Annotated in this window: 25 protein-coding genes; 10 read left to right on the top strand and 15 right to left on the bottom strand. The window is 72.3% G+C overall.

Translation table 11 applies throughout. From position 1 onward, the window contains the following. Positions 1-38: 38 nt before the first annotated feature. Positions 39-812 (bottom strand): histidinol-phosphatase, encoded by a 774-nt coding sequence (hisN, locus tag ACIG5F_RS28485; RefSeq protein WP_396522812.1) that lies wholly within the window; start codon positions 810-812, stop codon positions 39-41. Positions 813-854: 42 nt separating this feature from the next. On the opposite strand from hisN, the gene ACIG5F_RS28480 reads away from it, so the two are divergent. After that, positions 855-1,529 carry a response regulator transcription factor gene (locus ACIG5F_RS28480; protein WP_396522632.1) on the top strand — a complete coding sequence of 225 codons (675 nt, stop codon included), beginning with the start codon at positions 855-857 and terminating at the stop codon, positions 1,527-1,529. A 3-nt stretch (positions 1,530-1,532) separates the two neighbouring features. Continuing rightward, complete coding sequence (locus ACIG5F_RS28475; RefSeq protein WP_396522630.1) at positions 1,533-2,813, top strand: ATP-binding protein; 1,281 nt, start codon at positions 1,533-1,535, stop codon at positions 2,811-2,813. A 3-nt stretch (positions 2,814-2,816) separates the two neighbouring features. Here ACIG5F_RS28475 and ACIG5F_RS28470 read toward each other — a convergent pair whose 3' ends face one another. From ACIG5F_RS28470 to ACIG5F_RS28450, 5 genes are all read right to left on the bottom strand, one after another. Next, on the bottom strand, positions 2,817-4,109 hold the full coding sequence (locus ACIG5F_RS28470) for an amidohydrolase (protein ID WP_396522628.1): 1,293 nt from the start codon (positions 4,107-4,109) through the stop codon (positions 2,817-2,819). Further along, complete coding sequence (locus tag ACIG5F_RS28465) at positions 4,106-5,299, bottom strand: M20 family metallopeptidase (protein ID WP_396522626.1); 1,194 nt, start codon at positions 5,297-5,299, stop codon at positions 4,106-4,108. The genes ACIG5F_RS28470 and ACIG5F_RS28465 overlap by 4 nt, the downstream gene beginning before the upstream one ends. Positions 5,300-5,489: 190 nt before the next feature. After that, positions 5,490-5,720: a hypothetical protein gene (locus ACIG5F_RS28460; protein WP_396522624.1), complete on the bottom strand. Its 231-nt coding sequence runs from the start codon at positions 5,718-5,720 to the stop codon at positions 5,490-5,492. A 27-nt stretch (positions 5,721-5,747) separates the two neighbouring features. Continuing rightward, positions 5,748-7,148 carry a xylulokinase gene (xylB, locus tag ACIG5F_RS28455; RefSeq protein WP_396522622.1) on the bottom strand — a complete coding sequence of 467 codons (1,401 nt, stop codon included), beginning with the start codon at positions 7,146-7,148 and terminating at the stop codon, positions 5,748-5,750. Between the two features lie 40 nt (positions 7,149-7,188). Beyond that, positions 7,189-7,842: a GPP34 family phosphoprotein gene (locus tag ACIG5F_RS28450; protein WP_396522620.1), complete on the bottom strand. Its 654-nt coding sequence runs from the start codon at positions 7,840-7,842 to the stop codon at positions 7,189-7,191. A 90-nt stretch (positions 7,843-7,932) separates the two neighbouring features. Here ACIG5F_RS28450 and ACIG5F_RS28445 point away from each other — a divergent pair, with 90 nt between their 5' ends. Next, a complete protein-coding gene (locus ACIG5F_RS28445) occupies positions 7,933-9,372 on the top strand; it encodes an APC family permease (RefSeq protein ID WP_396522619.1) in 1,440 nt (479 codons plus the stop codon). Here ACIG5F_RS28445 and ACIG5F_RS28440 read toward each other — a convergent pair. Then, positions 9,369-10,181, bottom strand: a complete 813-nt coding sequence (locus ACIG5F_RS28440; RefSeq protein ID WP_396522617.1) for an LLM class flavin-dependent oxidoreductase — start codon at positions 10,179-10,181, stop codon at positions 9,369-9,371. The two genes, ACIG5F_RS28445 and ACIG5F_RS28440, sit on opposite strands and share 4 nt — an antisense overlap. 89 nt (positions 10,182-10,270) lie before the next feature. On the opposite strand from ACIG5F_RS28440, the gene ACIG5F_RS28435 reads away from it, so the two are divergent. From ACIG5F_RS28435 to ACIG5F_RS28420, 4 genes are read left to right on the top strand one after another with little or no spacing between them, the layout of a single operon-like run. After that, entirely contained in the window at positions 10,271-10,783 is a 513-nt protein-coding gene (locus ACIG5F_RS28435; protein WP_396522616.1) for a TetR/AcrR family transcriptional regulator, read from the top strand. A 36-nt stretch (positions 10,784-10,819) separates the two neighbouring features. Continuing rightward, positions 10,820-12,514 carry a serine/threonine-protein kinase gene (locus ACIG5F_RS28430; RefSeq protein ID WP_396522614.1) on the top strand — a complete coding sequence of 565 codons (1,695 nt, stop codon included), beginning with the start codon at positions 10,820-10,822 and terminating at the stop codon, positions 12,512-12,514. Positions 12,515-12,535: 21 nt separating this feature from the next. Then, entirely contained in the window at positions 12,536-13,351 is an 816-nt protein-coding gene (locus tag ACIG5F_RS28425; RefSeq protein WP_396522612.1) for a purine-nucleoside phosphorylase, read from the top strand. Further along, positions 13,348-14,997 (top strand): phospho-sugar mutase, encoded by a 1,650-nt coding sequence (locus ACIG5F_RS28420; protein ID WP_396522610.1) that lies wholly within the window; start codon positions 13,348-13,350, stop codon positions 14,995-14,997. Before ACIG5F_RS28425 ends, ACIG5F_RS28420 begins: the two co-directional genes overlap by 4 nt. 43 nt (positions 14,998-15,040) lie before the next feature. Here the strand turns inward: ACIG5F_RS28420 and ACIG5F_RS28415 are convergent, their stop codons facing one another. Then, a complete protein-coding gene (locus ACIG5F_RS28415; RefSeq protein WP_396522609.1) occupies positions 15,041-15,376 on the bottom strand; it encodes a hypothetical protein in 336 nt (111 codons plus the stop codon). A gap of 213 nt (positions 15,377-15,589) precedes the next feature. On the opposite strand from ACIG5F_RS28415, the gene ACIG5F_RS28410 reads away from it, so the two are divergent. Then, positions 15,590-16,042 (top strand): flavodoxin family protein, encoded by a 453-nt coding sequence (locus ACIG5F_RS28410; protein ID WP_396522607.1) that lies wholly within the window; start codon positions 15,590-15,592, stop codon positions 16,040-16,042. A gap of 43 nt (positions 16,043-16,085) precedes the next feature. Here the strand turns inward: ACIG5F_RS28410 and ACIG5F_RS28405 are convergent, their stop codons facing one another. From ACIG5F_RS28405 to ACIG5F_RS28395, 3 genes are read right to left on the bottom strand one after another with little or no spacing between them, the layout of a single operon-like run. Further along, the gene (locus tag ACIG5F_RS28405; RefSeq protein ID WP_396522605.1) at positions 16,086-17,072 is read right to left on the bottom strand and encodes an aldo/keto reductase; all 987 of its coding nucleotides are present in this window, start codon (positions 17,070-17,072) and stop codon (positions 16,086-16,088) included. 11 nt (positions 17,073-17,083) lie between these two features. Beyond that, complete coding sequence (locus ACIG5F_RS28400) at positions 17,084-18,001, bottom strand: aldo/keto reductase (protein WP_396522810.1); 918 nt, start codon at positions 17,999-18,001, stop codon at positions 17,084-17,086. Between the two features lie 56 nt (positions 18,002-18,057). After that, entirely contained in the window at positions 18,058-18,456 is a 399-nt protein-coding gene (locus ACIG5F_RS28395) for a MerR family transcriptional regulator (protein ID WP_396522603.1), read from the bottom strand. A gap of 98 nt (positions 18,457-18,554) precedes the next feature. Between ACIG5F_RS28395 and ACIG5F_RS28390 the strand changes: the two genes are divergently transcribed. Beyond that, entirely contained in the window at positions 18,555-19,148 is a 594-nt protein-coding gene (locus tag ACIG5F_RS28390; RefSeq protein WP_396522601.1) for a DinB family protein, read from the top strand. Here ACIG5F_RS28390 and ACIG5F_RS28385 read toward each other — a convergent pair. The 3 genes from ACIG5F_RS28385 to ACIG5F_RS28375 are packed head-to-tail and all read right to left on the bottom strand — an operon-like array spanning position 19,099 to position 20,189. Further along, entirely contained in the window at positions 19,099-19,479 is a 381-nt protein-coding gene (locus tag ACIG5F_RS28385; protein WP_396522599.1) for a type II toxin-antitoxin system death-on-curing family toxin, read from the bottom strand. The genes ACIG5F_RS28390 and ACIG5F_RS28385 overlap by 50 nt on opposite strands. Beyond that, positions 19,480-19,680 carry a type II toxin-antitoxin system VapB family antitoxin gene (locus ACIG5F_RS28380; protein ID WP_396522808.1) on the bottom strand — a complete coding sequence of 67 codons (201 nt, stop codon included), beginning with the start codon at positions 19,678-19,680 and terminating at the stop codon, positions 19,480-19,482. It abuts the gene before it with no gap. A 29-nt stretch (positions 19,681-19,709) separates the two neighbouring features. Next, positions 19,710-20,189 (bottom strand): DUF4188 domain-containing protein, encoded by a 480-nt coding sequence (locus ACIG5F_RS28375; protein ID WP_396522597.1) that lies wholly within the window; start codon positions 20,187-20,189, stop codon positions 19,710-19,712. Between the two features lie 64 nt (positions 20,190-20,253). Here ACIG5F_RS28375 and ACIG5F_RS28370 point away from each other — a divergent pair, with 64 nt between their 5' ends. Beyond that, a complete protein-coding gene (locus ACIG5F_RS28370; RefSeq protein WP_396522595.1) occupies positions 20,254-20,901 on the top strand; it encodes a TetR/AcrR family transcriptional regulator in 648 nt (215 codons plus the stop codon). A gap of 121 nt (positions 20,902-21,022) precedes the next feature. On the opposite strand, the gene upp is transcribed toward ACIG5F_RS28370, so the two are convergent. Next, on the bottom strand, positions 21,023-21,646 hold the full coding sequence (upp, locus tag ACIG5F_RS28365) for a uracil phosphoribosyltransferase (protein ID WP_396522593.1): 624 nt from the start codon (positions 21,644-21,646) through the stop codon (positions 21,023-21,025). Positions 21,647-21,775 lie beyond the last annotated feature (129 nt).

Raw genomic sequence — 21,775 nt, 5'->3', positions numbered from 1 at the left:
GCCGCACCGGCTGCCCCGGCGCAGGCCACACCACCCGCCTAGCGAGCCAGCAGCCGCAGCGACTCGTCGTGCAGGTGGCCGTTGGTGCTCAGCGCCGAGCCGGCGGAGTAGTCCGGCTTGCCGGTCAGGTCGGTGAAGCGGCCGCCGGCCTCGGTGACCAGGATCTGCGCGAAGGCGACGTCCCACGGGTTGACGATGGCCTCGGCGGCGATGTCCATGACGCCCTCGGCGACCAGGCAGTGCGACCAGAAGTCGCCGAACGCCCGGCTCTCCCAGCAGGCGTCGGCCAGGCGCAGGTAGGCCTCGCGCGAGTGGTGCTCGGTCCACGCGCCCAGGTCGGTGGTGGTGAGGTAGGCGTCCGCCATGGCCGACACGCCCGAGACGGAAATCCGTCGCGGCTCGGCGAGCGGGTCGCAGGTCCACGCCCCCTCGCCGGCGGCGGCCCACCAGCGGCGGGTCAGCGCCGGCGCGCTGCACAGGCCGACCTGGGGCTGACCGTCGACCACGAGCGCGACCAGGGTGCCCCACACCGGCACCCCGCGCAGGAAGTTCTTGGTGCCGTCGATCGGGTCGAGCACCCACGTTCGCCCTGGTCCAGCCGTTCCGCCGCGCTCCTCGCCCAGGATCGCGTCGTCGGGGCGCTCGGCGGCGAGGATCTCGCGCACGGCGTCCTCGACCGCGACATCGGCGTCGGTGACCGGCGTTCGGTCCGGTTTGCGCTCCACCCGCAGGTCACGAGCCCGGAACCGGGACAGTGTTATCGCGTCGGCCGCGTCCGCCAGCCGCAACGCCAGGGCCAAGTCAGCACCAATGGTTGACACAGGTTGGATGTTGTCACGCCTACGCTGAGGGGCGTGAGCGTGGTACTGCTGGCCGAGGACGACCCGGCGATCGCCGATCCGCTGTCGCGGGCCCTGCACCGTGAGGGCTACGCCGTGCACGTGGTCGGCGACGGCCCGGCCGCCCTGGACGCCGCCACCGCCGGCGGCGTCGACCTGCTCGTGCTGGACCTCGGGCTGCCCGGCATGGACGGCCTGGAGGTCTGCCGCCGGCTGCGGTCCGGCGGGCGCAGCGTGCCGGTGCTGATGCTGACCGCCCGGGCCGACGAGGTCGACTTCGTGGTCGGCCTGGACGCCGGCGCCGACGACTACGTGGCCAAGCCGTTCCGGCTGGCCGAGCTGCTGGCCCGGATCCGGGCGCTGCTGCGGCGCCGGGCGCCGGGCACCGTCGAGGTCAACGGCGTGCGCATGGACCTGGCCGCCCGCCGGGTCACCGTGGACGGGCGGGAGCTCCAGCTGGCCAACAAGGAGTTCGAGCTGCTGCGTGTGCTCATGCAGCACGCCGGCCAGGTCGTGACCCGCGAGGACATCCTGTCCGACGTGTGGAGCGGCCCCGAGCTGAAGAGCAGCAAGACCCTCGACATGCACATGTCGTGGCTGCGCCGCAAGCTCGGCGACGGCTCGCCCAAGGCGGCCGAGCGCCGCATCGCGACCGTGCGCGGGGTCGGGTTCCGCTTCAACTCCGAGTAAGCCGTGCGCAAGAAGATCCTGCAGGCGATCCTGCTCGCGGTCGCCGTCACCGGCCTGGCGCTGGGCGGGCCGCTGGTGTACACGACCGTGCTGCTGGTCGAGAACACCGTGCGGACCCAGCAGCAGGAGACCGCCAGCCGCATCGCCGACCAGATCGACGACCAGTACGCCCGGGGGTCGACGCTCGACCTCGAGGCGGTGCGGCCGGCCGTGCCGCGCCAGGGCTACCTGAAGGTCGTCGACCAGAACGGCAACATCCACTCGCTGGGCACGCCCATCAGCGGCGGCACCGTCACCTCGTCGGCCAACACCGTGCCGCGGGGCTCCGTCGAGCTGTCCATCTCCGACGACAACATGCGCAGCAGCCAGCTCAGCGAGGGCGGGCTGGTCATGCTCCTGCTCGTGCTGTCGGTCAGCATCGGCACCGTTGTCGCCACCCTCACCGCGCGCCGGCTCGCCGAGCCGCTCCAGCGGGTCGCCGAGCGCGCCACCCGGCTCGGCGACGGCGACTTCCGCCCCGACCCCCGTCGACACGGCGTGCAGGAGCTCGACGCCCTCGCCTCGGCGCTCGACGCCTCCGCCGCCGCGCTGGCCCAGCTCATCACCCGGGAACGGGAACTCGTCGGCGACGTCTCCCACCAGCTGCGCAGCCGTCTGACCGCCCTCCAGCTGCGGCTTGAGGCGCTGGCCATGCACCCCGAGCAGGAGACCGCCGCCGAGGCCGGCGCCGCGCTCGAACAGGCCGACCGGCTGGCCGAGGTCCTCGACGAGCTGCTCGCCGCCGCCCGGGCCGCCCGGGCCCTCGGGGCCGAGGCCCTCGACCTGGCCACCGAGCTGCCCGGCATCGTCGAGGAGTGGCGTCAGCGGCTGCGGGCCGACGGTCGCGTGCTGCGGATGAAGGTGCCCGACACCCTCGTCGTCCGCGCCACCCCCGCCCGGCTCCGCGAGGCCATCGGCGTGCTGCTGGACAACGCCCTCCAGCACGGCGGCGGCACCGTCACCGTGAGCGCCCGCATCAGCGAGGGCACCGCCGTCATCGAGGTCACCGACAACGGCTCCGGCGTCCCCGACGAACTCGCCGGCCACATCTTCGAACGCGGCGTGTCCGGCCACGGCTCCACCGGCGTCGGCCTCGCCCTGGCCCGTGCCCTCGTCGACGCCGACGGCGGCCGCATGCAACTGGCGACCGCCCGCCCCGCCACCTTCGTGATCTTCCTCCCCGTCCCCAAGCCCGACGACGTCCTCGCCGGCGTCGGCTGGCGCGCCGACCCCGGCCCCCGCTAACCCCTAGGCGAGGGCGGTTAGGGCGGCGTGGACCAGGACGCGGACGCCTACGAGGAGGGCGCGTTCGTCGAGGATGAAGGTGGGCTGGTGGAGGTCGTACTGGCGGCCCTCGCCGGACCAGACGCCCAGGCGGGCGAAGGAGCCGGAGACGTGTTCCAGGTACCAGCCGAAGTCCTCGCCGCCGGAGGACTGCTCGGTGCCGGCCAGGGCATCCTCGCCCAGCGCGGCCTCGATGCCGGCGCGCAGCACAGCGGTGCTCTCGGCGTCGTTGACCACGGGGGGCACGCCGCGGCGGTGCTCCAGCTCGAAGCCGACGCCGGTGGGCCACAGCAGGGACTGCACGAGGTCCTTGACCAGCGGCTCCAGCTCGTTCCACACGTGGTGGTCGCCGGTGCGCAGGGTGCCCCGCAGCAGCCCGTCCTGGGGCACGGCGTTGGCGGCCTGGCCGGCGTGCACGGCGCCCCAGGTCAGTACGGTGCCGGACCGCGGGTCGACGCGGCGGTTGAGCAGCGCCGGCAGGCCGGTGATCACGGTGCCGAGGGCGTGCACGAGGTCGGCGGTCAGGTGCGGCCGCGAGGTGTGCCCGCCGGGCGAGGTGAGCTTGAGTTCGAGCAGGTCGGCGGCGGAGGTGATGGCGCCGACGCGGGTGCCGACCCGGCCGACCTCCAGCCGCGGGTCGCAGTGCAGGCCGAAGATGCGGTCCACGCCGTCGAGGGCGCCGGCGGCGATCACGTCCAGGGCGCCGCCGGGCATGGACTCCTCGGCCGGCTGGAAGATCAGCCGGACCCGGCCGGGCAGCTCGGGCGCGGAGGCCAGGGCCAGCGCCGCGCCGAGCAGCACGGCGGTGTGGGCGTCGTGGCCGCAGGCGTGGCAGGCGCCCTCGTTCACCGAGGAGAACGGCAGGCCGGTGTTCTCGGTCAGCGGCAGCGCGTCGATGTCGGCCCGCAGCGCCACGCAGCGCTCGCCGGAGCCGATGTCGCAGATCAGGCCGGTGCCGCCGGGCAGCACGGTCGGGTGCAGGCCGACCGACCTGAGCACGCCGGCCAACAGCTCGGTGGTGTCGTGCTCCTGCCGGGAGACCTCGGGGTGGGCGTGGATGTGCCGTCGCCACGCCACGACGTCGGCCGCACCCGATGCCAGCCACTCGTCGAGCCAGGCCGGGCCGCGCCCGGCGCCCAGGTCCGCCACGTCGGACATGCTGACCCCGGAATCGGTGATCAGCACGTCGGACCCTTCTTCGTGCCGGCGGCCGCCGCCCTCCCTGGGCAGTTCCGGCCGCGAGTCCAGCACGGTCACGCCGCACCTCCAGCGCGTGCCACGCGGCTACCGGCGCCGGTCAGCAACCTCTCCCGCTGGGCGGGATCGGTCGCCGCCGCCACCGCTGTCCACGCCAGCGCGAGCGCGCCGTCCAACACGGCACGGTCCCCGCTGGGGGTGGCACAGGCGGCGGCGAACTCCGGCTGGTGGTTCACCGCGTCTCCGCAGTCGATCGCAATTGATGGGTGGATACCGGGCAACGCTCGGGTGACGTTGCCCATGTCGGTGCTGCCGGTCAGGCGGAGCAGCTCGTCTTGCGGACTCATCGGCGCACGGCCGAGTTCCGTGACGGCCTCGCGGTACGCCGAGGCCAGCCAGGGGTCCGGCGCCAGCTCCTGGTACTCCGCCGAGATCGGCCTGATCTCGAGCGAGCACCCGGTGCCGACGGCGCCGGCGGTGAAGCAGCCCTCGATCTTGTCGACCAGGCGCTGCAACGATTCGTGGTCGACCGCGCGCAGGTAGAACTGCCCGGCGGCCGTGGCGGGAACGATATTGGGGGCCGCGCCGCCGTGGGTGACGATGCCGTGAATCATCTGTTTCGGCTCCAGGTGCTGCCGGGCCAACCCGATCGCGACCTGCGCGATGGTCAGCGCGTCGGCGGCGTTCACGCCCAGCTGGGGCGCGGCGGCCGCATGCGAGGCGCGGCCGGTGTACTCGATCTCCAGGTCGATGATGGCCAGTGAGGGCGACGCCACCGCCTCGTACGGCGCCGGGTGCACCATCATGGCCAGCCCGAAGCCGTCGAACACGCCGTGTTCCAGCAGCTGGACCTTGCCGCCGCCGGACTCCTCGGCTGGAGTACCCACCAGCTTGATCGTCACACCCAGCTCGTCGGCCACGTCGCGCAGCGCGATGGCGGCCCCGGTCGACGAGGCGGCGATGATGTTGTGACCGCAGGCGTGGCCGACCTCGGGCAGCGCGTCGTACTCCGCGCACAGGCCGATGACCAGGTCACCGCTGCCGTAGGTGGCGGTGAAGGCGGTGTCCAGGCCGGCGACGCCCCGCTCGACCTGGAAGCCCTCGCGCTCGGCCAGGTCGGCGACCATGGCGGCGCTGCGGTGCTCGCGGTAGGCCAGTTCGGGCTCGGCGTGAATGCTCCGGGAAAGGCTCACCAGGGCGTCCGAGTACCGCTCAACGGATGAACGGCAGGTCGCCTTCGGGTGGCTCACCCACACAATCCTGCACCAAGCGTGCTAGGGACTCGCTTAAGTTTGGTCCCTTCAGGGCCAGCCGGCACCGATATTGCGACGAACGGTGCAACGTGCCCCTAGGAGTTATGCCTGGCTGTAGCCGTCGCCCAGCCGATGATCATGAAATCGTCGGCGGGCGGTCCGGGCTCCCACATGATGGGAAATCGGATCAGCTGCTCTGCCGCTTCTTGCGCACCCGGCGGCCGTACCAGACCACCGCGGCCAGCACGACCGCGATCACGCCGAGGATCAGCCGCGTCCGGGCGTCGTCGGAGAAGTTCACGTTCTGCGGCGGGTTCAGCGACGGCCCGGGCGGCGGTGTCTCGGTCTGCGCCTCGGCGGCGCCCGCGAACCACACGCTGAACATCAGCATGGTGACGAGCGTGGTGACCCGGGCCATGAAACGCCTCCTCCGCCTGTTGATCACCTAGCCTACGGGCCCGTGCATCTGGGCGACAGCCGCCGTGTAGGCGGCCCGCACCGCCGCCCCGCCCCCGGTCGCCGCCAATCCCACGCCCTGGACCGGCCAGTCCGGCGGCTCCGCCGCGCCGGACAGCGCCCAGGCCGCCTGCCGGGCCGCGCCCAACGCCACGTACTCGGCGGGCTCGGGCACCTCGACCGGCGCGTCGAACAGCCCGGACGCGACCGCCTGCACGGCCGCCGACCGCGCCGCCCCGCCGATGAGCAGCACCCGCCGCGCCTGCACGCCGACCCGGCGCAGCTCGGCGAGCCCGTCGGCCAGCCCGCACAACATGCCCTCGACCGCGGACCGCGCCACGTTCTCCGGCGTGAGGTTGCCGCGCCGGATCCCGGTCAGCGTGCCCGAGGCGTCGGGCAGGTTGGGCGTCCGCTCGCCGTCCAGGTAGGGCACGAACACCAGGCCGCCGGAACCCGGCTCGGCGCGCAGCGCCAACTCGTCGAGGCCGGCGACGTCGGTGCCGAGCAGCGACGCGGTCGTGGTCAGCACCCGTGCGGCGTTGAGCGTGCAGACGAGCGGGAGGTAGCGGCCGGTCGCGTCGCAGAAGCCGGCGACGAAGCCGGTCGGGTCGGCGGTGCCCTGCTCGGTGACGGCGAAGACCGTGCCGGAGGTGCCCAGCGACACGACGACGTCCCCGGGCCCGGCGTTGAGCCCGAGGGCGGCCCCCATGTTGTCCCCGGTGCCGGCCGCCACCAGGGCGCCTTCCTTGGTGCGGCCGCCGACCTCGGCCGGCCCCAGCAGGCGGGGCAGCCCCGGTGTGCGGCCGCCGAAGGCCTCGGCCAGCAGGTCGGGCAGCCACTCCCCGGTTCGGGGCGAGAAGTAGCCGGTGCCGGACGCGTCGCCCCGGTCGGTCGCCGGCTGCGTGCCCGGCTCGGACAGCGTCCAGCTCACCCAGTCGTGCGGCAGCAGCACGCGGTCGACCCGGTTCGCGGCCTCGGGCTCGTGCTCGGCCAGCCAGGCCAGCTTCGTCACGGTGAAGCTGGGCACCGGCACCGAGCCGGTCAGCTCGGCCAGCCGGTCGGCGCCGTGCTGGTGCACGAGCTTCTCGGTCTCGGCCGCCGACCTGGTGTCGTTCCACAGCAGCGCCGGCCGCACCGGCTCGCCCTCGGCGTCGACGGTGACCATGCCGTGCTGCTGGCCGGCGACCGCGATCGCGGCGATCGGCCCCGGCGCGTTCTCCCGGGCCGCCGACACCGCGCGCGTGCAGGCCACCTGCCAGGCGCGCGGGTCCACCTCGGTGCCGTCCGGGTGCGAGGACCGGCCCTCGGCCAGCACACGGCCCGTCTCGGCCTCGACCACCAGCGCTTTGGTCGACTGGGTTGACGAGTCGACACCGATCACCAAGGTCACTTGGTCGATCCAACCGGAGCCGCTGCCGCGGGGAAAGACCTCAGCGCCGCTCGCCGCCGTACACCGAGGCGGCAAGCGCGGCCTCCACGGCCGTCAGCACCTCAGTCGCGGCCGGCGGCATCGGCTTGGCCGCGCGGTCCAGCCATGACCGCAGCATCCGCCGGTCCGCCTGCGGCTCGCACACGTCGTCCAGGCCGAGCTGCCAGGCCAGCAGCGCGAGGCTCACGTTGTAGACGTCCGGGCCGGCCGGCCCCAGCACCGCGGCCCGGATCTCGGTCCGGCCGGCCGCCGCGACCAGCAGGTCGGTCGGCGGGTACCGGTGCGTGCGGCGGAGCAGGGTCCGCTCGCTGATCGGAGTGATCAGTCCGGCCTCGGCGAGCTGGTCCACGACCAGACCCACCACCGACGGCCGCAGGTGGTCGATCCACTCCCGCAGCGGATGGCCGGCCGGCTCGGCGGCGATCTCGGCCAGCACCGCCGCCGACGCCCGATCGCCGCGGCCGCGTTTTCCCGTGACCGCGGGACAGCCGTCGTTGACCGATATCCGGCCGGTGAACAATAGGTCACAAAAAATTGCGCCGCTCAAACATATCTCCAGCGACGGCCGCGCCACCTGCGACTTTCCCGTGAACTCGTCGTGGGCCAGGAAGAACAGGGCCTCGACCAGCGGCGGACGGGAGTTCGTAAACGCCACGGGCGGCCAAACTAGCGGCTGGGAGAACCGCTGTCGAATGGCTACGATCGGCCGCCGTCAGTGGTATGACTGCCCTGGGGAGAAAAGTCGGTGGCTACCGGAACACCGCTGCGGGAACGTGGTCTCGCCCGTCCGCGGCTGGGCGTTGTGCAAATTCTGTTCTTCGTCGTCGGCGCGTCCGGACCGCTGTACGCGATCGCCGGCGGCGTGACCGCGACCTACGCGGTGACCGGCATCGTCGGTGTGCCGCTGTCGTTCGTGCTGCTGGCGCCCGCGCTGCTGCTGTTCGCGGTCGGCTACGCCGCGATGAGCCGGTACATCACCGGGGCCGGCGCGTTCTACCCGTACGTCGCGAACGGCCTGGGCCGCTCCAGCGGCGTGGCCATCTCGTTCGTCGCGCTGGTGGCGTACAACGCGATCCAGATCAGCGTGTACGGCCTGTTCGGCTGGTCGCTGTCGAACTGGCTGAACCCGCTGCTCGGGCTGGACACGCCGTGGTGGCTGTGGGGCATCGTGTGCGCGCTGGTCGTCGGCGCGCTCGGCGTGCTGCGGGTGGACCTGAACGCCCGGGTGCTCGGCGTGCTGCTTCTGTTGGAGTGCGCCGTGATCGTGGTGTCCGACGTGGCGTTGCTCGGCTCCCCCGCCGGTGGTGGCGCGCCGTCGCTGGCGCCGCTCGCGCCGAGCAGCCTGTTCACGACCGGAGTCGGCGCGGTGTTCGCGTTCTCGATCGCCGTGTTCACCGGCTTCGAGGGCGCGGCGACCTACAGCGAAGAAGTGCGCGATCCTCGCAAGACCGTCGCCCGCGCAACATATCTCGCGGTGTTGCTCACCGCCGTGCTGTACACCGTGTCGGCGCTCGCGATGGCCGACGCGACCGGCCCGGCCCAGATCGTCGGCGCCGCCCAGTCGCAGGGCCCCGGCCTGTTGTTCGGCCTGAACGCGCAGCGGCTCGGCAGCACCTTCGCCGACCTCGCCTACGTCCTGTTCCTCACGAGCCAGTTCGCCTCGCTGCTGAGCTTCCACAACGCGATCGCCCGCTACTTCTTCGCGCTCGGACGCGAGGGCGTGCTGCCGGAGACGCTGGCCCGCACCAATCGCCGCACCGGCGCGCCGGCCGCGGGCTCGCTGTTGCAGACCGCGCTGGGCCTGGTCGTGGTGGCGGTCTTCGCGATCACCGGCCGGGATCCGTTCACCGAGCTGTTCACCTGGCTGGGCACGATGGCCTCGGTCGGCGTGGTCTTCGTGCTGGGCGCTGTCTCGGTGTCGGTGATCGGCTTCTTCGGCCGGCGCGAGCACGACGAGCCGCTGTGGCGGCGCACCGTCGCGCCCGCGCTGGCCGCGGTGTCGCTGCTGGTGGTGCTGGTGCTGATCATCTGGAACTTCGACGTGCTGCTCGGCACGGCCGGCGACTCGCCGCTGCGCTGGATCCTGCCCGGCATCCTGTTGCTGGCCGCCGTGGCCGGCTTCGTCCGCGGCTCGGTGCTGCGCAGCCGCAAGCCCGACGTGTACGCCGGCATCGGCCGGAGTTAAGCCTTCAGGGCCGCCAGGGTTCGCTCGCGGTCGCCGGCGACGCTGACCACCAGCTCGGTGACGCCGACGTCCGCGAGCCGTCGGATCTCTTGTGCCACAACCTTTTCGTCGCCGAGGATGGCCGTATCGGCGACGGTGGCCAGGCCCTGGCGGTCGAGGTGCCGGTGGTAGTTCGGAAGTTGCTTGACCGGACCGAGGCCGGCGGCCAGCTGCTGCCGCAGCGCGTCCGCGTCATCGGTGACGCCGACCTGGGCCACGAGCACGATTTCCTTGTCGTGCAGGCGAGGCGCGACCAGTTCGGCCACGCCCCGGGCGGTGGTCCAGACGAGTATCGTGCCGTCGGCCAGCTCGTCGGCGATGCCGAGCATGACCGGGCCCAGCGCCGAGAGCAGCAGCTTGGGCCGGGTCGCGCCCGGAAGCCCCGAGGTGTCGTCCAGCAGCGGCCGCAGCCGGGTCAGGTAGTCGCGGACATGGGCCGCCGGCTTGTCGTAGCTGATGCCGAAGCGCTCCTCCATCGGCGCCTTGTGGCCCGGCCCCACCCCGAGGACGAACCGGTTGCCGGTCGCCTGCTGCGCGCTCAGCGCCGCCTGGGCCAACGCCCGCGGATGACGCGGGTAGGTCAGCGTCACCCCGGTGCCGACCTCGACGGCCGGCACCCGCGCGCCGATCAGCGCCGCCAAGGTCACCGGGTCCCAGCCGACGGTCTCGTTCAGGTAGACGACGTCCGCGACGGCCCGAGCCGCCTCCGTCTCGGCCACCAGGTCGTCCAGCGCGCGGCCGACGCTGTCCACGTGCAGTCCGATTCGCATGTCTCCCCCTGAAGGTGAATCAGAGATTCCGTTTAGGCCCCGATGCTAGCCTAAGGTGAATCCGAGATTCCACTTCTTGGGAGGACCTGGTGCGGGCCGACGCGCGGCGCAACCGCGAGCTGATCGTGCGGGCCGCCACCCGGGCCTTCATGGCCGCCGGCGAGTGCGTGCCCATGGAGGACATCGCGCGGGAGGCCGGGCTCGGCGTCGGCACGCTCTACCGGCACTTCCCCGATCGCGCGGCGCTGCTCGCCCTGATCAGCTGCGATGTGGTCAGCCGGCTCACCGCGGCCGTCGCCGAGGCCGCCGACAGCGACCTGCCCCGCTGGGACGTGCTGCTCGTCTACGTGCGCGAGGCCGTGCTGGAGCCGTTCGCCGTGCTCAAGTCGGTGCCCATTGACGATCCCGTGGTCGCCCAGCCGGTCGCACGGCTGCACGAGGTGATGCTCCGAGTCGTCAAGGAAGCCCAGGACGAGGGCTCCGTCCGCGCCGACGTGGAGCCGCGGGCCGTCCTCGAACTGCTGTCCATGGTCGTCTGCCGCCCCGGCGCGAGCGCCGACGACGCGCTGGCCAAGGTGGTCCTGGCCGGCCTGCGGGCCTGAAACACTGGTCAGACACGCCTCGTGGAGAATGGCCGCATGGCCACGCCGGAACCCCCGCAGGACGACCGATCCCGCGTGATCGCCGGTCGCTACCGGCTCGAACACGTGCTGGGCAACGGGTCGATGGGCACGGTGTGGGCGGCCTACGACGAGTTCCTCCAGCGCAAGGTCGCGGTGAAGGAAGTCCTTCTGCCGCCGGGAATCCCGGCCGGCGAGGCGGACGCGCTGCGGGAGCGCACCCTGCGGGAGGCCCGGGCCATCGCGGTGCTGTCGCACCCGAACGTGGTGACCCTGCACGACATCGCGCGCCAGGACGGCGAGCCGTTCGTGGTGATGGAGCTGGTGCCCTCGCGCAGCCTCGCGGAGGTGGTGCGCCAGCAGGGTCCGCTGAACACGCAGCAGACGGCGGCGGTCGCCGACGCGGTGGCGGCCGGTCTGGAGGCGGCGCACCGGGCCGGCATCACGCACCGTGACGTGAAGCCGGGCAACGTGCTGGTCGGGGACAGCGGCCAGATCAAGCTCACCGACTTCGGCATCGCCCGCAACGTCGCCGAGAACACGATGACCAGCACCGGCATCATGCTGGGCTCGCCGGCCTACATCGCGCCGGAAGTGGCGTCGGGCCAGGAGGTCACGCCGGCGGCCGACCTGTGGAGCCTGGGCGCGACGCTGTTCGCGGTCGTCGAGGGCGTGCCGCCGTACGACGCCGACGACGACCCGCTGGCCACGGTCACCGAGGTGGTGCACGGCGACGTGCCGCGGCCGTCGGCGGCCGGTGCGCTGGAGCCGGTGATCGCCGGCCTCATGGTGAAGGACCCGAGCGCCCGGATGACGCTGGCCGAGGTGCGCCGCCGGCTGCGGCCGCTGCTGGCGGAGCCGGGCACGGTGCTGTTCCCGATGCCGGGCACGGACGCCCCGCCGGTGGCGCCGCCGCCGAAGGCGACCCGTCCCTCGCTGTCCAAGCAGTTCGCGCCGCCGAAGGCTCCGGTCGCGCCCACGGACACGCCGCTGGCCAGCGACCCGGGCCCGTTGCCGTTCATGGTGACCAACGCGCCGACACCGCGGCCACCGACGCCGCGCAAGCGCCGCGGCAAGCTCGCCACGGCGGTGTTGGCGCTGGTCGCGGCGATAATCGTGGTGCTGTCGATGAGCGGCGGCTTCGTCCTGACCCGCTACCTGGGCGGCCAGGCGCTGCTGCCGCCGGCCGTCGCGTTCGGCGGCACGCCGACCTCGCTGCCGACCTCGCCCGGCGCCACCCCGATCCAGACCACGCCCACCCAGGGCAACGCCGTGACCCTGACCGGCCCCACCGGCGGCAACTTCACCGTGGACGTGCCGAACGACTGGCAGCAGTTCAAGCAGACCCGCGACGCCACGGACCTGCTACCGGCGCGCGCGGTGGTGTTCTACATCAGCAAGGACGGCTCACGGGAGCTGTCCGTGCAGCGCTTCCCCAAGTTCACCAACGTCGCCACCTACATCACCGCCATCCGGAAGCTGTCGGGGGTGAGCATGCGGCCGGTGGTCTCCATCGACGTGCCGGGCTTCACCCAGGCCCAACAGCTCGACTACAGCCAGGACGTCGCCGGCGGATCGCCGCCGGGGACGACCGCGATGGCGCTGGTCAAGGGCAACGACCTGTGGGTGGTCGGGGTGAAGACCCCGGTCAACGACCCGATGGGCAAGGTGCTGTTCAACCAGATCTACCGGCAGTTCCAGGTGGCCGGCTGAGGGTGATTTAGGCTCGCCCGCGTGACCGGTATCAGCGAAGACCCCATTTCCCCCGACGCGCTGGCGACCGCCGCCGCGGCGGCGCTCGTCGAGCGCACCGGCGTCGCCCAGCACGACGTCGCCGTGGTGCTCGGCTCCGGCTGGCGGCCGGCCGCCGACGTGATCGGCGAGGCCGAGCACGAGGTGCCGATGCCGGAGCTGCCGGGCTTCCGCGCCCCGACCGCGATCGGGCACGGGGGCACCATCCGTTCGCTGAAGGTCGGCGACAACCGCGTCCTGGTCATGCTCGGCCGCACCCACCTGTACGAGGGCTTCGGCATCGACCCGGTCGTGCACAACGTGCGGACCGCGACCGCCGCCGGCGTGCGCACGATCATCCTGACCAACGCGGCCGGCGGGCTGCGGCAGGGCATGAGCGTCGGGCAACCGGTGCTGATCAGCGACCACCTCAACATGACCGCCAAGTCGCCGCTGGTCGGGGCCCGGTTCGTGGACCTGACCGACCTGTACTCCTCGCGGCTGCGCGACGTGGCCCGCGGCATCCGCCCCGACCTGGAGGAGGGCGTGTACGCGGCGATGCCCGGCCCGCACTTCGAGTCGCCGGCCGAGATCCGGATGCTGCGCACCATGGGCGCGGACCTGGTCGGCATGTCCACGGTCCTGGAGGCGATCGCCGCTCGGGCGGCCGGCGCGGAGGTGTTCGGCCTGTCGCTGGTGACGAACCTGGCGGCCGGCATCACCGGCGAGCCGCTCAACCACGAGGAGGTCCTGGAGGCCGGCCGGCTCGCCGCCACCGACATGGGCACCCTGCTGCGTGACCTGGTGGCGAAGGTATGACCCTTTCGCCGGCGCTGCGTGACACCGCGTTCCGGTGGATCGCCGACGACCCCGACCAGGACGCCCGGGCCGAGCTGCAAGGCGTCGTGGCCAAGGCGATGGCCGGTGACCAGGCGTCGATCGACGACCTGGCCGACCGCATGGCCGGGCCGCTGACGTTCGGCACGGCCGGGCTGCGCGGGCCGGTGCGCGCCGGGGCGAACGGCATGAACGAGGCGGTGGTCGTGCGGACCACCGCCGGCCTTGCGGACTGGTTGCGGCGCAACGGACACGGCGGCGGCGTCGTGGTCGTCGGGCGGGACGCGCGGCACGGCTCGGAGCTGTTCCACCGGGCCGCGGCCGAGGTGCTGGCCGCGGCCGGGTTCGACGTGCGGGTGCTGGACGGCCCGCTGCCGACGCCGGTCACGGCGTTCCTGGTGCGGCGGCTGAACGCGGTCGCCGGCGTGCAGATCACGGCGTCGCACAACCCGCCCGCCGACAACGGCTACAAGCTCTACATAGAGCACGGCGCGCAGATCGTGCCGCCGACCGACCGCCAGATCGAGGCGGCGATCGCCCAGGTGCCGGCGGCGGTCTCAGTGCCGCGCGCGCAGACGTGGACGACCGTGTCCGCCGACGAGGTCGCCGCGTACGTGACGCGGGCGGCGAGCCTGCCGACCGGCGGGGTGCGGACGCTGCGCGTGGCCGCGACCCCGATGCACGGCGTGGGGGCCTCGACGCTGGCCGAGGTGCTGGCCGCGGCCGGCTTCACCGACGTGCACTTCGTTGCGCGGCAGCAGGAGCCGGACCCGGACTTCCCGACGGTGTCGTTCCCGAACCCGGAGGAGCCGGGCGCGACGGACCTGCTGTTGGCGCTGGCCGCCGAGGTCGACGCCGACCTGGCCGTCGCGCTGGACCCGGACGCCGACCGGTGCGCGCTGGGCGTGCGGGAGCGGGACGGGTCGTGGCGCATGCTGCGCGGCGACGAGACCGGGGTGCTGCTCGGCGAGCACGTTCTGTCCACAATGGACGCTTCCGGGGCGTTGGTGGCGACGACGATCGTGTCGTCCTCGCTGCTGTCGAAGATCGCCGCCGCGCACGGCGCCCGCTATGACGAGACGCTGACCGGCTTCAAGTGGCTCGTGCGGGCGGGCGACGGCGCCGGCACCGGTCTCGTCTACGCGTACGAGGAGGCGCTCGGCCACTGCGTCGACCCCGACTACGTGCGGGACAAGGACGGCATCTCGGCCGCGGTGCTGGCCTGCGACCTGGCCGCCGGGCTGAAGGCGGAGGGCCGGACGCCGCTGGACGTGCTCGACGACCTGGCCGTCACGCACGGTCTGCACCTGACCGACCAGGTGTCGCTGCGGGTGACCGAGCTGAGCCGGATCGGCGAGCTGATGGCCGCGCTGCGCACCGATCCGCCGACGTCGCTGGCGGGCGGTTCGGTGCGTGCCGAGGACCTGCGGCCGCGGGCCGACGTGCTGGCCCTGCGCGGCGAGGGGGTGCGGGTGCTGATCCGGCCGTCGGGCACCGAGCCGAAGCTCAAGGCCTACCTGGAGATCGTGGAACCGGTGCCGGACCGGGACGGTCTGGCCGCCGCGCGGCAGCGTGCCGTGGCACGGCTGGCCGCGCTGCGCGGCGAGGTGTCGGCCCTGTTCGAGTGACTCAGGTCGAATGACTCAGGTCGAATGACTCAGGTCGAATGACTCAGGTCGACGCGGCGATGACCAGCGCGATCACCGCGACGGCCAGGCAGACGCCGGCCACCACGTAGGGGATGTTGCCCGGTCCCGACACCGGTCGGGGCCGGCTCTCCGTCATGCCGGCGACGGCCGCGCGGCCGAACGCGTAGGAGAGCGAGGACAGGCACAGTCCGAAGGCGAGCAGGACCGTGTTGGCCGAGTAGGGGGTGTGGTCGATGCCGGGCCACAGCGACAGGACCACCAGCGGTGCACCGATCAGGCCGATGCCTACGGCCAGCCAGCCCGCGTAGATCACACGCTTGCGCCGGCTGCCGGACAGGAGAGTTGAGGTGACGTCCACAGTTCTTCCATGTATACCAGCGTTTCCTCTAAGGAGGACGAGTGGGGTGGCGTCCCGGTTGCCTCGTCGCGCGCCGCTTTTCCTTGACGCGTAGGCACATTCACCGCCACGCTCCGTCACCCGGTCGAACCGGAATCGTGCTGGCAGCACGGTTTTCGCCCCCGGCGCGGCTACCCACCGTCGATCGGTCCCGGGTGTGGCATCGTCGTGCGGGTGCCCCGACTGCTGATCGTGCACCACACGCCCTCGCCCAATCTCCAGGCGATGTTCGAGTCGACTGTGGCCGGAGCCACAACGCCGGAGATCGAGGGCGTCGAGGTCGTGCGCCGCCCCGCGCTCGCCGCCACCGCCGTGGACGTGCTGGCGGCCGACGGCCTCATCCTCGGCACGCCGGCCTCGCTGGGTTACATGTCCGGCGCGTTGAAGGTGTTCTTCGACCTCGTCTACTACCCGTGCCTGGACGCGACGCACGGCCGCCCGTACGGGCTGTACGTGCACGGCAACAGCGACATGTCCGGCGCCGTGCGTGCCGTGGAGGGCATCACCAAGGGCCTGGGCTGGACCCGGGTCGCCGACCACGTGCTGGTCACCGCCACGCCGTCGAAGGACGACCTCCAGGCGTGCTGGGAGCTCGGCGCGACCGTGGCCGCCGGCCTGATGACATGACGGAGCCGCCGGCCCCCCGACGGCCGGCGGGCTCCGGGTCAGATCACTTGCCGACCGAGCCCATCCTGGACGCGGGGTAGCGCTCGCCGGCCACGGCGTCGAGCGGGACGGCGGCCTCGATGGCGGCGAGGTCGTCGGCGGTGAGCGTGAGGCCGGCCGCGGCGACGTTCTCCTCCAGATACTTGATCCGCTTGGTGCCGGGGATCGGCACCACGTGGCTGCCGCGGTGCTGCACCCAGGCCAGCGCCAGCTGGCCCGGCGTGACGCCACGCTCGGCGGCGACGGCCTTCAGGGCCACGACGATCGCCTGGTTCTTGGCCAGGTTCTCCTCGCTGAACCGCGGCTGGCCGACCACCCGGAAGTCGCCATCGCCGAAGCTGTCGGTCGAGGTGAAGCGGCCAGTGAGGAAGCCTCGGCCCAGCGGCGAGTAGGCCACGATGCCGATGCCCAGCTCCTGGCAGGTCGGGGCGATCTCGTCCTCGATGTCACGCGACCACAGCGACCACTCCGTCTGGAGCGCGGTGATCGGGTGCACGGCGTGGGCCCGGCGGATCGTCGCCGCGCCGGCCTCCGAGAGGCCGATGTGCCGGACCTTGCCGGCCCGCACCAGCTCGGCCATCGCCCCGACCGTCTCCTCGATCGGCACGTTCGGGTCCACGCGGTGCTGGTAGTAGAGGTCGATGTGGTCGACCCCGAGCCGGGCCAGCGACTTGTCCACGGCCTCGCGCACGTACGCCGCGTCGCCGCGGACACCCCGCACGCTCGGGTCGTCGGCGTCGCGGACGAAACCGAACTTGGTGGCCAGCACCACCTGGTCCCTGCGGTCCTTGAGGGCCCGCCCGACCAGCTCCTCGTTGGCCCCCATGCCGTACATGTCGGCGGTGTCCAGGAAGGTGACGCCGAGCTCGATCGCGCGGTGGATGGTCGCGATCGACTCCGTGTCGTCGCCCTGTCCGTAGAACTCGCTCATCCCCATGCAACCGAGGCCCTGAGCGGACACCTCCAGGCCGCCGAGCTTGCGCGATTCCATCTTTCTCCTTGTCAGCGTCCGACGAGTTTCTGCATTTCGGGGCGGTACCGGTCGCCGGCGACCACCTCGACGGTGCCGGCGATGGCCGCCAGGTCGTCCGCGGTCAGCGCCAGCTGCGCGGCGGCGACGTTCTCCTCCAGGTACCTGCGCCGCTTGGTGCCCGGGATCGGCACCACGTCCTCGCCCTGCCCCTGGACCCAGGCCAGCGCCAGCTGACCGGGCGTGACGCCGCGCTCGGCGGCGACCGCCCTCAGCCTGTCGACGATGGCCAGGTTGCGGTCGAGGTTCTCGCCGGCGAACCGCGGCAGGGTGCGCCGCATGTCGTCGGCGTCGAGGGTGTCCACCGAGGTCACGCTGCCGGTCAGGAAGCCGCGGCCGAGCGGGGAGAACGGCACGATGCCCACTCCCAGCTCACGGCAGGCCGGCAGGATCTCCGCCTCGATGTCCCGGGTCCACAGCGACCATTCGCTCTGCAACGCGGTGATCGGATGCACGGCGTGGGCGCGGCGGATCGTGTCCGCGCCGGCCTCCGACAGGCCCAGGTGACCGACCTTGCCCGCCCGGACCAGCTCGGCCATCGCCCCGACCGTCTCCTCGATCGGCACGTTCGGGTCGACCCGGTGCTGGTAGTAGAGGTCGATGTGGTCGACCCCGAGCCGAGCCAGCGATCTGTCGACCGCCTCATGCACGTACGCCGCGTCGCCACGCACCGCGAGCCCACCGCCGTCACCAGGCACGAACCCGAACTTCGTCGCGATCGCCACCTGGTCACGCCGTCCCTTGAGGGCCCGTCCGAGCAGTTCCTCGTTGGCGCCGAGGCCGTACTGGTCGGCCGTGTCGAACAGGGTGACGCCCAGCTCGATCGCGCGGTGGATCGTCGCGATCGACTCCGTCTCGTCGCCCTGCCCGTAGGCCTGGCTCATGCCCATGCAGCCCAGGCCCTGGGCCCCGACCGCGAGCTCCCCGAGCCGTCTGGTCGCCAGGCTCACGCCGACGCCTCCTGCACCAGCGTCATGCCGGCCAGCTTGGCCTCGACCTCGGCGTAGTTGGTGATCTTGTAGTCGAGAATGGCCAGGCAGGCCTGGAGCTCGGCGATGCGCTGCCGGACGTCGGTCCGGTGGTCGTAGAGCAGCTGCTTGCGCCGGCCGGCCGTGGCCAGCCCCTTGCGGCGCAGCTGGGCGTACTCCCGCATCAGCCGGATCGGCATGCCGGTCGTGCGCAGTTTGGTGAGGAACTCCAGCCAGCCGAGGTCGTCGTCGGAGTACGAGCGACGTCCCCCGGAGTCCCGGGCCGGCGGATCGACCAGCCCGATTCGTTCGTAGTAGCGGAGGGTGTCGATGGACAACCCGCTTCGGTCCGCTGCCTGGGCGATCGAGTATGTCACGTGGTTGACCGTAGAAGCTGGAGTGCACTCCAGGTCAAGCGCTGAGGCCCGTTGGTGTGCCGCAAACGCTTGCCGTCACACTCTGGCAGCCTGGAGCGGTGATCGACGACTTCGCGAAGCAGTACCTGCACGGCGACCTGCGGGAAGTCCGCGAGGAGATGGTCGAGCGGCTCGACGGGCTGTCCGAGTACGACGTGCGGCGGCCCCTCACCTCGACCGGGACGAACCTGCTGGGGCTGGTCAAGCATCTGGCCCTCGGGGAGTCGCGGTATTTCGGCGAGGTGTTCGGACGGCCGTTCCCGGAGGCGCTGCCGCGGTGGGACGACCTCGACGCCCGCGGCCTGGACAAGTGGGCGGCCGAGGACGAGTCGCGGGAGGAGGTCATCGGGCGCTATCGCCGGGTGTGGGCGCATTCGGACGCGACGATCGAGGCACTCGCGGTGGATGCGCCGGGGCATGTGCCGTGGTGGCCGAGGCCGGAGGTGAAGCTGTTCACCGTGTTGGTCCACGTGCTGACCGAGACCAACCGGCACGCCGGCCACGCGGACATCCTGCGGGAGCAGCTGGACGGCCGGACGTCGGCGCCGGAGCGGGACGCGGCGTTCTGGGCGGCCCGGCGCGCCGAGATCGAGCGGGTGGCGGTCAGGACTTCGGCAGCGCCCAGGACTCGAAGCGAGTCGCCAGGTCGGTGACGTCGAGCCGGTTGTGGGCGACGGCGCGCACGACACCGAGGGCCTCGTCCTCATCGGCGTCGATCCACCAGCCGTTGATGTCGCACAGGGCGACGGCGGCGACCCAGCCGAGGCGCCAGTTGCCCTCGGCCAGCGGCCGGGTGCGGACGACGGAGTGCAGCACGGAGGCGGCCTTGAGCCAGAGCGTCGAGTAGGCCTCGACGCCCAGCACGGTGGCCCGCGGCCGGTAGGCGGCGGCGTCGAGCAGGCCCAGGTCCCGCACCACCAGATCGCCGCCGGTGACGGCGGTGGCCAGCACGAGCAGGTCGCCGGCGTCCAGGTATTCGGTCACTCAGGCCGAGCCGAGGCGGTCGAGCAGCCCCTGGTAGCGCGGCAGCACCCGGCCGAGCACCTCGCCGAGCTGCTCCTCCTTCTGCAGCCGGGCCCATCGCTCGGCCAGCGCCAGGCGCACGATCTCCTGCTTGGAGCGCCCCTCGGCGGCCGCCAGCTCGTCGAGCTGGCGGTTCTCCTCATCGCTCAGACGCAGAGTCATCGCCACGCGGCCACGGTACCAATGTGGTATCAGGCCGGTCCAGTGTCGGCCAGCCGCTGGCGGGAGCTGCCGCTGGCCCTGGTGACGGCCTCGTGGCTGAACGCCTCGGCCAGCCCGAACGCGGGCATGTTGGCGTAGACGGCCTCGAACCGGCCGGGCCCGACCAGGTAGGTCTCGTGCCAGACGCCGACAGTGCCGTCGGCGCCAACGGCGCGGTTGTAGGCCTTCCAGGCCTCCAGGTGCGGCGCGGACCTGGCCGAGGCGAAGTCGATCAGGTCGTCGGCGCTGCGCCAGTACGACACCAGGATCGTGGTCCGGCCGAACCACGAGCGGCCGCCGAGAAAGCCCAGCTCGGGATGCCGGCCGAGGTGGACCAGCATGCGCGGCATGGCCGTGACCACCGGCCACCAGCGGTCCGCCCGCCACCACTTGTTGAACCGCATGCCGATCAGGAACACCACGCCGCCCTGCTCGGGCAGGCGGGCCGTCCACCGTCCGTCGAAGACCATCGCCGGTCCCTCCCCGCAGTTTCGCGACACCGTTATAAAACACCGTTTCGGTTACACTCGTCAAGTGCCACGACCGAAGACCCACGACGACGCCCTGCGCGGGCGACTACTGGCCTGCGCGGCGGAGCTGATCGCCACCGACGGGGTCGACGCGCTCAGCCTGCGCAAGCTCGCCGCCGACGTGCACACGTCGACCACGGCGGTGTACTCGCTGTTCGGCGGCAAGCCGGGCCTGATCAGAGCGGTCTACCTGGCGGCGTTCGAGGGCTTCGAGCGGGAGCTGCGGGCCGTCACGGGGTCGGACGACCCGGCCGAGGACCTCATCCAGCTCGGACTGGCCTACCGCCGGTACGCGCTGGCCCAGCCGCACCTCTACACGCTGTTGTTCACCGACGCGGCCCGCGCCCATGTGCAGCAGTACGAGCTGCTGGCCGAGGTGTCGGCCAGCGCCTTCGCGATCCTGTTCGACACGGCCCGGCGCGGCGTCGAGACCGGCGTCTACATCGACGAGCGGCCGGACGTGATCGCCGTCTCGGCCTGGGGCCTGGTGCACGGCCTGATGTCGCTGGAGCTACAGGGAAACATGCCCGATGTCGAGCAGATGACGCCGGCCTACGAGCGGTCGGTGCGGGCGCTGGTCGACGGCTGGCGGCTCGACCGGGCCACCGGTTCCCGCGACGACACGAGGCCCGGGGAAGTGGCCGCCACGTGACCTCCCCGGGCCTCGCACTCGAAATAATGTGGTCCAGACCACCCTTCGTCAAGGTCTAGACCAGTCTGGACACTCGAAAGACGCAGCCGAAAAACTGGCAACCGTTAGATGTAACCGTTTGCTAGACGGAGCCGTACTGGCGGTCCCCGGCGTCGCCGAGGCCCGGCACGATGAAGCCGGACTCGTTGAGCCGCTCGTCGATGCTCGCGGTGACCACCCGCACCGGCAGCCCGGACTCCTCCAGGCGGCGGATGCCCTCGGGCGCGGCCAGCGCGCACACCGCGGTCACGTCGGTGGCGCCACGCTCGGTGAGCAGGTTGATGGTGTGCACCATGGAGCCGCCGGTGGCCAGCATCGGGTCCAGCACCAGCACCGGCCGCCCGGCCAGGCTCTCCGGCAGCGACTCCATGTACGGCGTGGGCTGGAGCGTCTGCTCGTCGCGGGCCAGCCCGACGAACCCCATCTGCGCGTCCGGGATCAGCTTGTGCGCCTGGTCGGCCATGCCCAGCCCGGCCCGCAGCACCGGCACCAGCAGCGGCGGGTTGCTCAGCCGGTAGCCGTCGGTGCGGGCGACCGGGGTGTGGATGCGTTCGGTGGCCACCGGGGCCTCCCGGGTCGCCTCGTAGACGAGCATCACGGTGAGCTCGTGCAGGGCGGCCCGGAACGCGGCACTGTCGGTGCGCGCGTCCCGCATGGTGGTCAGGCGGGCCCTGGCCAGCGGGTGATCGACGACGAGGACGTCCATGGGTGGTCACGGTAGCCGCCGGATGTCCGGCTTCCGCGTGACAGGTCCCCCATCTGGTTGACAGTGCGCCGGCGGGTGTTTTAGATAGCCTCGCCTTACTCGCAGGTAAGGCACGCCTGACCGGGAGAG

Origin of the sequence: Kutzneria sp. NPDC052558, from assembly GCF_044547355.1 — a bacterium.
Taxonomy (GTDB): domain Bacteria; phylum Actinomycetota; class Actinomycetes; order Mycobacteriales; family Pseudonocardiaceae; genus Kutzneria.
Note: the sequence above shows the minus strand (reverse complement) of the source record. Positions and strands in the feature narration are given on the sequence as shown.

Bases quoted from the DNA above. Each gene is read 5' to 3' on its own strand.
- ACIG5F_RS28375 (WP_396522597.1), bottom strand. From the start codon at position 20,189: ATGGTCTTCGACGGACGGTGGACGGCCCGCCTGCCCGAGCAGGGCGGC.
- ACIG5F_RS28440 (WP_396522617.1), bottom strand. From the start codon at position 10,181: ATGCGAATCGGACTGCACGTGGACAGCGTCGGCCGCGCGCTGGACGAC.
- upp (WP_396522593.1), bottom strand. From the start codon at position 21,646: ATGGACGTCCTCGTCGTCGATCACCCGCTGGCCAGGGCCCGCCTGACC.
- ACIG5F_RS28420 (WP_396522610.1), top strand. From the start codon at position 13,348: ATGACCCTTTCGCCGGCGCTGCGTGACACCGCGTTCCGGTGGATCGCC.
- ACIG5F_RS28400 (WP_396522810.1), bottom strand. From the start codon at position 18,001: ATGGGCATGAGCCAGGCCTACGGGCAGGGCGACGAGACGGAGTCGATC.
- ACIG5F_RS28380 (WP_396522808.1), bottom strand. From the start codon at position 19,680: ATGACTCTGCGTCTGAGCGATGAGGAGAACCGCCAGCTCGACGAGCTG.
- ACIG5F_RS28430 (WP_396522614.1), top strand. From the start codon at position 10,820: ATGGCCACGCCGGAACCCCCGCAGGACGACCGATCCCGCGTGATCGCC.
- ACIG5F_RS28460 (WP_396522624.1), bottom strand. From the start codon at position 5,720: ATGGCCCGGGTCACCACGCTCGTCACCATGCTGATGTTCAGCGTGTGG.
- ACIG5F_RS28405 (WP_396522605.1), bottom strand. From the start codon at position 17,072: ATGGAATCGCGCAAGCTCGGCGGCCTGGAGGTGTCCGCTCAGGGCCTC.